Below are 8,030 nucleotides of genomic sequence, written 5' to 3' on the forward strand. Positions count from 1 at the left end.
AGGAACCCCTATGAATTATATGTCTAAATTGTTGGTTGGTGCTGCGGCCGCTTTTGTTGTTACTACTGGAACGGTACATGCTGAAGCGGTGACTTCTCACAACGTGATGCAGGCACAATCGCACGCCTACAACAAACAGCAACTCATTGAAATGGTTAGCCGCGCTGATGTGCAAGAAAAACTGGTAAGTCTGGGTGTTACACAGGGCGATGCTATTTCTCGCATAAACGGTATGACTAACAGTGAAATAGCGCAGCTTAACAGCCAATTAAACGATGCACCTGCCGGTGGTGTTGTTGGTGCAGTACTTACTGTACTTGCCATTATCGCTATCTTAGATTTGGTAGGCGTAACTGACGTATATCCTTTTATTCGTCCAATTAATAGCTAATATGAAATTAGATGTTTTTTTCAGAGCCTGCTTTATTGCGGGCTTTTTATTGCTAGGTGGGTGCCAGGGAACGCCGCAGGCAGACCGTATAGCGCTACAAAAACCTTCTGGAGTGCCATTAAGCCATACCATAAACAATGTCCCATTTTATGCTCAAGAACAGTTTTACTGTGGCCCCACCACGCTATCAGAAGTATTTGAATATTACGGGCACAGTATTAGTACGAATGAGATAGCCCCCAAAATATTTATTCCTGATAAAGAAGGAAGCTTACAGCTAGAAATGATTACGGCAACGCGCCAGTATGATTTTTTACCTTATGCCGAACGGGGTACGCTGACTAAATTAATGCAGTTAGTGAGTAGTGATATACCTGTCATTGTATTTCAAAATTTATCTATTCAACTGCTACCCCAATGGCACTACGCGGTAGTGACAGGTTTCGATTTAACCACTCGCACCATGACCTTGCATACGGGCTTAACGCCCAATCACACCATGTCCTTCGAACTATTTGAAAAAACATGGGGAAGAGGAAATTATTGGCTATTAGCGCCAGTTCCTCCAAATAAAATCAGCGATAAGATGAATTCGTTTACTTACATTAGTGCTGCTTACGATATGTTAGAGGTGGGAAAGGACGAGCAAGCTATTGCCTTTTTAGGAACTGCTACAAAGCAGTGGCCCAATCAATGGTTAGCTTATTTTTTGTTGGGGAATTACTATTTAGATGAACAACCAGAGAAAGCGGTGAAATGGTTTGAAGAGGGCTATCAAGTAGGTCAAAGTCAGGCGGCTTATATAAACAACTATGCTTACGCCCTTGCTAGTAATGGAAATCTAGCCAAAGCTCAGATACTGATTGAAGAAGCCCTATTGCGGTTTCCTAACGACGATAATGTTAAGAAAACCGCGTTAACTATAAAAGCAGCTGAGTGATCATTGCAAATAGGTAATAGCGACCTTTAACCGGTAAAGATCATAAAGATAAGCATATTTAAAAACATAGGTTTATGACCTCAATCTTCAATGCATAATCGACCCGGCGGCAGGTATTTCTTTGATTTTTGGTGCGCCATCGTGGTTACTCAACTCGCTAGCTTCTTCAACGAGTGCAGTCATCGCGTTAATGATATCAAGAAAGTTGGATAGCTGGTTTTGTGACAAATCATTAGATAGTGTTTCAATTTTACTGATAAGTTGTTTGGTTGGTAGGCGCATAGTGTCAAAATCTCGTTGTTCAGTGCGTATTAGGCACTCTTTTATTCAATACCTGCCTCTGAACTTACAAATAGCTTGCCAACTTTTTTTGACGCTAAACTCAGCATATTAAATGCGTCATTAATACTGAAATAAAAAAGCCAGCTAAATGCAGCTGGCTTTGTCCTGATGAATATATTTATTTAAAAATTAGAAGGTATACTTCACGCCTACCTTAATTCGCCATGTAGATTGCTCTTCATCAAACGAGTCATAGTTGCTGGTGTCTGTGCCGCCGTATGCCTCAGAATAAACATATTGGCCCGCATCGTTGATGTCGTAATCAAACAGTATTTGCTGAGGATAAGTCATTTCATACACTTTACCCCAGTCACTGTTTAACAGGTTCGCAAAGTTATCGATATTCAAATAAATACGACCTTTGTGGCCTTCAACAAACCCTGGAATTTCTTGCGAAATAGCTAAATCTACTGTGGTGATCCAAGGTTGAGTTGACGAGTACTTTCCAACATATCCGCCAGCGTTTCCAGCGACACCTGCTTGCTCAGCAATCGCCATAATTTCGTCGTAGCTAAGGCCATTGTCGAAATCTACGGCAGCATCGTTGGCGCCTGATGGAATATAAGGAAGATACACATCTGAATCATCAAACGCAGTTTGATCGCCCAAACCGCCGCTTTGATATGAACCTAGTACCCAAGAGAAAGGCTGACCAGAGCGACGTTCAAAGAATAAGTTGAAGTTAGTGCTATAACCCTCAAAATACTCATGAGTGTAACCAAGGTTCACTAAAAAACGGTGTTTGGTTTCATAGTAAGCGGTGCCCACGGTAGGGTCGTTACGATTGACCGTTACTTCATATTGATAGTTAGATTCTGCCGTTGAGCTTGTACCTGGGTTAACCTCGGTAATATCCTGGTGGGTATAGGATGTATTTAGGCTTATGCCGTTATCCCATTGTTTAGCTAACGCAGTGGTAAACAGAATGCTACGGCCACCGTCATCCGAGTTGGTTAATTGAATATCATAGTTGTCTTCATATTCAGTGCCGTCGTAAACATTGTCCCAGATAATACGGCCATCTGGGGTACTGTTACCATTATCGATACGCGATAAGTCTTCCCAATAAGCCGCATTTTCGCGGTCAACGTAGGTTAACTCAGTTGTCCACGCGAAGTTGTCGCCAAGGGTAGGGATGTCGAACGTGTAGTCGGCCGCAATTTGATAGCGCCAATCAGAGGGCAGTTCAAAATCTGGATCGATTGAGTTCGTGCTTCCTGCACCTTGCATTAACGCACTTTGGGCTTCTGTAGGAACTGATGTGAAGTCTACCGAGCTTGTGTCAAGGCTAGAAAAGGTTACTGAGTCGTTGGTTACACCATCGGTGGTGTAAGCGTTAGATATCCAAACCAGTGGCATACCACCGTAGAAGCGGCCAGCACCACCACGTAGAGTTAAGTCGTCGTTGATATCCCAATTAAAGCTTACGCGTGGAAGGAAAATATCGAAGCCATCTAGATTTTCAGTATTCGCAAAGCCATAGGTGCTAGCGAAGTTGCTATTTAATTGTGGTGAGTCTTCAACGGTAAGGTACTCGTAGCGAAGGCCTGCGGTTACCGTAAAGTCGTCAAACACTTCATAAGTAGCATCACCGTAAAGTGAGTAAACCGTACTTTCAACGTCATAGGCAAGGTCTTGAACATCATTTGTATACGCGTTGGCATATTCGAAATAAGAGATTTCCTGATTAGCGAATGCCTCAGTATCGTCAAAATACCAAGTGCCTAAAGAATCACGACCATATAGGTTGTAGTTCCACGTGTTTTCTATTTCAGTACCAAACTTATATTCAATATCGCCAGCTAAGTAAGTAGCATGCAATGCAAAGTTCCACACTTCGTTTTCTAGCACATTTGCATGGCGGTTTTCATCTACGCCTGCTACTACGGTGTAGCCACTCTCTGTGCCCGCTGCGGTATCAACGTTTATTTCACCCCAATCAGAAGCCGTGACAGAGGCTTGTTCAAACTCTTTGTAAGAAAGGCTAACTTCTGTTTGAAGGTTATTTGTCCAGTCAGAATAGACATGGGCAGTGTAGTAAGTATTTTTTTGCGCAAGGGTCCAGGTATTCGAAGTTAATAAAATAGTATCTGAATCTTCGTTGTAGTTTTGTGCCGCTGTGTTTTCTTGATAGCTGTAGGTGAAATCGGCACGGTGGTCGTTGTTAATGTTCCAGTCTAATTTAATGAGGTATTTTTCATCTTCGTCTGCATCAGGCGCGCCCGCTATTGAATCTTCAAGGCCGTAGGTATCGCTAAGGGCAGCAATCACGTCTTCTGCCGCGCTTACGAGCTCTGTAGGATAGGCTGAAGAGTTAAAGCCGGTATCGATTTCTTCTTCCCATTTTTCATAGGAGCCAAAGAAGAAAAGTTTGTCTTTTATTAATGGACCACCAAGAGTGAAACCGTAGGACGATTCATCGTTATCGACGTCATATTCCGTGTTGTAAAGTTTGGTGTCTTTTGCGGTGCCAGAGAAAGGCACTTCTTCATAGAATGCCGTACCGTGAAATTCATTGGTACCTGATTTGGTCACCACGTTCACGTTACCACCGCCAAATTTACCTGCGCGGGCGGTAAAGGGCGTAAACTCAACAGATACTTGGCCAATAGCATCTAAAGACACTGGGGGGCGTGACGTAGGGTAACCGTTACTTTGTAGGCCGAAGGTGTCGTTAACGCCTACGCCATCAACGGTGAAAGTATTATATTTCAGGTTAGAGCCGGCAATACTTAATTCTTCACCATCGGCACTTACCACCGCTAACGGGTTTGAACGAACAATATCTTTTATATCTCGGTTAAAGGTAGGCATGTTCTCAATAGCCGATTCACCAAATACTGAATTTGAACCGTTGTTTGAGAAAAAGTCGCGGCTACCGGTTACCGTTACACGCTCTATATCAGAAGTAGTTTCAAGGGCAGCATCAAGTTCGAATGTGTCATTCAGTTCTAAATATACATCTTCGATAACACGGCTTTGGAACTTTTGTGACTCTACGATAATCATATAAGGGCCACCAACACGTAAACCTCGTGCTGAGAATGCGCCTTCTTCATTTACGGTGGTCTCTTTTACCGTTCCTGAAGGTTGATGAATAATAGTAATTGAACTGCCTGCTGCGGGATTACCTTGAGGGCCTAGTATGGTGCCGCGCATAGCTGATGATTGACCAGTGGCTGCAACGGCTGTTGTTGCAACGCCAATAGACAAAGCCACAGCCATCGCGATGCGATTGAACTGAGTTTTATGGTTCATGAATTTCCCGTTCTAAGTAAAGTTTGGTTTAAGTGCTCAGCTAGCCACGCATGCTTATTTGGGCATGTCGTATTACTGTTGCCTGAGGTAGCGCAATTGTTGGCTATTTTTATTTCATCTTTATTTCATTTGTGTAAATCTGAACTTACATAACTCTATGAAATAAAACATTATTTGAGCTTTTATGAGGATGATGAGGCAAGGGCTTTTACGTGTTTTTACACGTTTTACGTGTGCTTACGTAAATGTAGCCTGTAGATGTGTATTTGAAAGAGGTTAGCAATAGAGACAAGAAGACTGTTTAAGATAGTAGGGCGGCGGCGCGCGCAAGTGAGCGCAAGTGAATATTATCGTAGGAGTAAGATATTCTTGGGAAGAATTTTAATACAGATAAGAAATTCAAAGAAGAAATGGTGGCCCCACCCTGACTTGAACAGGGGACCTGCCGATTATGAGGCCCCGTTGGCTAGCTTGTAATCCCTTTATAAGTGCCCATTTTAACGTGGTCATGACCAGCAACTTACCGATATTGTTACCACCTATGAATTGTATGGTGTAACTCAAATTGATTCTTACCAGTTCTGAACTAAACTTTATTGTGGTAGTATAAAGTAGGATTATATCCTTACGAGATTTCTTTCATTGGAGGTAAATTATGGCAATGGTAAAGAAAAGTATCACAGTAACTGATCAACAAGAACAATGGATGCAAGCTCAACTTGCAACTGGAGACTATGCTAGTGACAGCGAGTTATTACGAGATTTGATCAGAAAAGAGCAAATGCGTACAAGCGAAGTTGAAATTATAAGGCAAGAACTGATCAAAGCAGAGCAAAGCGGTTTTAGCTCTCGTTCTCCTGAAGATATTGTTAATGCAGTGATTGCTCGAAAACAAACTAATGGCGAAGTATAGATTAAGCTCTGCTGCCGATCAGGATTTCGAGCTGCTTTTTGAATATGGCATTGATAACTTTGGGTTAGCTCAGGCCAAATCATACGTTGATGGGTTGATTATTCAGTTTCAAAGCATAGCGGAAAACCCGTTGCATTATCAGGCTGTTGCTCATATTCGCAAGGGATATAGACGAAGTGTGTATGGGAAACATGCTATTTACTATGTCGTTTCTAATGACTACGTTGATATCATGCGAATATTAAGAGCTGAAAATCTTAAAACTGCTTTTGAGTTATAAATGTGTCCAGTTCGTTATCAGATAGACTCTTAGAAATTGATAATCAGCTTCAGCGACTCGCTGAAGAAAAAGAGTCGTTGTTAAATGAACGTAATAGTATTCTTGCACAACAAGAAGTCGAGCTAGCCAAACACTTTAACCAACACGTTTCACCTGAAGCTAAAGTCGATTTATTCATTTCTTATTTTAAAGGTCGAAATGACGTTTATCCGTTTCGTTGGGAATCGCAAAATGGTCGAAGTGGTTATTCGCCAGCGTGTTGGAATGAATGGAAACCTAAAGTTTGTAATAAACCACGGATTAGTTGCACAGAATGCTCAAATCAACAATTCAAGCATTATGATGGTCAAGCGATATTTGATCACCTAAAAGGGAATCAAACGATTGGTATTTACCCACTTCTAGAGAATAATACAACCCACATTCTTGCTGCTGATTTTGATAAAGACGATTGGATTCACTCCGTTAAAGCTTTTTCTGAAGCCTGTGATTTTTATAAAGTACCTCACATTATCGAACGCTCTAGAAGCGGCAATGGTGGACATGTATGGATCTTCTTTTCGCAAGCTATTGAAACAGCCAAAGCTAGAAAGTTGGGTAATGGGCTATTAACGAAAGCGATGGAAATGTACCCTGCGCTCTCATTTACTTGCTTTGATCGTTTGTTTCCGAATCAAGATGTTATGCCAGAAGGTGGCTTTGGTAACTTGATAGCATTACCTCTTCAACTAGAGCCAAGAAAACTTGGCAATAGTGTATTCATAAATTCCTCAGGGATAGCTTATAAAGACCAGTGGGCTAAGCTCGCTTCAATTCAAAAAATTAATAGTACGACACTTGATAGCTTGCTGGATGAAATAACGTTAATTGATGAAAAAGCTAATAATGACTTGGCAGACACACCTTGGAAGAAACTCTCTTCTATTGATAATGATGTGATTGCCAATTGCCCAGAAGAAATAACCTTAGTTATTGCAGATCAGATTTATATTCCTATAGATAAACTTCCCGGCAAATTAACATCAAGACTTAAACAGTTAGCAGTATTTTCTAATTCTGAGTTTTATAAACGGCAAGGCCTTCGCTTATCTACTATTGGCATTCCAAGATATATTTGCGCCGCTCATGTTGAAGGTACATTCTTAATTTTACACCAGAGGGTGTTTATCATCTGTAGAAGCTCAATTAACTGAACAAAAAATTGAAATCATTTTCGATGATAAGCGGTTTTCAGGTGACAACCTTGCCAAAGTTAAGTTTACTGGAAAGCTGAAAAGTCAGCAGAATAAGGCGGTTAATGCGTTATTAGAATCATCGGTTGGCATACTGGAAGCTTCTACTGGCTTTGGTAAAACTGTCACGGCACTAGCATTGGTTGCTAAACGTAAAGTAAACACATTGATATTAGTTCACAGTCGGCAACTGGCTGAACAGTGGTTAGAACGTATTAATGTTTTTCTAAAAGATACTGAAGTTGGTTCATTACTTGGTGGTAAGGAAAAGCTGTCGTATCAGGTTGATGTAGCCACATATCAAAGTTTAGTTAGTCGAAACGGCATGGATATAAAGCCATACATTGAAAAATATGGGCAAATTATTGTTGATGAATGCCACCATTTACCAGCATCAAACTATGAAAGCTTGATCAAGTCCAGTCACGCAAAATTCATTCATGGATTCACTGCAACACCAAAACGCCAAGATGGCTTAGAAAAGCTGATGATGTTTCAACTTGGAGATATTGTTTATAAAGGCGTTTGCGTATTTCGGTGAATCCGGTCGGTCGTTTCGGTTTTATCCGATCACTTTTTCTTCTTCTTTTTCGTCCTCGGCGTTTTTCAAGGTAGTTGTCGCCTGAGCTGTTAAGCTGCTTCTTTTTTATTCTCCGGATTTAGCTCTACGCTTC

The 8,030-nt window shown here is 41.3% G+C and carries 8 protein-coding genes; 6 read left to right on the top strand and 2 right to left on the bottom strand.

Going from position 1 to position 8,030, the window contains the following annotated elements:
• The first annotated feature begins 10 nt into the window (after window positions 1-10).
• Entirely contained in the window at window positions 11-391 is a 381-nt protein-coding gene (locus J5X92_RS18230) for a PA2779 family protein (RefSeq protein WP_208806250.1), read from the top strand.
• A 1-nt stretch (window position 392) separates the two neighbouring features.
• Complete coding sequence (locus J5X92_RS18235) at window positions 393-1,331, top strand: PA2778 family cysteine peptidase (RefSeq protein WP_208806251.1); 939 nt, start codon at window positions 393-395, stop codon at window positions 1,329-1,331.
• An 87-nt stretch (window positions 1,332-1,418) separates the two neighbouring features.
• Here J5X92_RS18235 and J5X92_RS18240 read toward each other — a convergent pair whose 3' ends face one another.
• Entirely contained in the window at window positions 1,419-1,613 is a 195-nt protein-coding gene (locus J5X92_RS18240; RefSeq protein WP_208806252.1) for a hypothetical protein, read from the bottom strand.
• Between the two features lie 189 nt (window positions 1,614-1,802).
• On the bottom strand, window positions 1,803-4,931 hold the full coding sequence (locus J5X92_RS18245) for a TonB-dependent receptor (protein ID WP_208806253.1): 3,129 nt from the start codon (window positions 4,929-4,931) through the stop codon (window positions 1,803-1,805).
• A 655-nt stretch (window positions 4,932-5,586) separates the two neighbouring features.
• On the opposite strand from J5X92_RS18245, the gene J5X92_RS18250 reads away from it, so the two are divergent.
• The 4 genes from J5X92_RS18250 (at window position 5,587) to J5X92_RS21170 (ending at window position 7,897) form a co-directional block, all read left to right on the top strand.
• Window positions 5,587-5,844: a type II toxin-antitoxin system ParD family antitoxin gene (locus J5X92_RS18250; protein ID WP_013785278.1), complete on the top strand. Its 258-nt coding sequence runs from the start codon at window positions 5,587-5,589 to the stop codon at window positions 5,842-5,844.
• Entirely contained in the window at window positions 5,831-6,124 is a 294-nt protein-coding gene (locus tag J5X92_RS18255) for a type II toxin-antitoxin system RelE/ParE family toxin (RefSeq protein WP_126873619.1), read from the top strand. Before J5X92_RS18250 ends, J5X92_RS18255 begins: the two co-directional genes overlap by 14 nt.
• A gap of 2 nt (window positions 6,125-6,126) precedes the next feature.
• Window positions 6,127-7,317, top strand: a complete 1,191-nt coding sequence (locus J5X92_RS18260) for a hypothetical protein (RefSeq protein WP_244361037.1) — start codon at window positions 6,127-6,129, stop codon at window positions 7,315-7,317.
• A 133-nt stretch (window positions 7,318-7,450) separates the two neighbouring features.
• Window positions 7,451-7,897 carry a DEAD/DEAH box helicase family protein gene (locus J5X92_RS21170; RefSeq protein ID WP_244361057.1) on the top strand — a complete coding sequence of 149 codons (447 nt, stop codon included), beginning with the start codon at window positions 7,451-7,453 and terminating at the stop codon, window positions 7,895-7,897.
• Window positions 7,898-8,030 lie beyond the last annotated feature (133 nt).

Source organism: Alteromonas sp. K632G (assembly GCF_017653625.1).
GTDB classification, from domain to species: Bacteria; Pseudomonadota; Gammaproteobacteria; order Enterobacterales; family Alteromonadaceae; genus Alteromonas; species Alteromonas naphthalenivorans.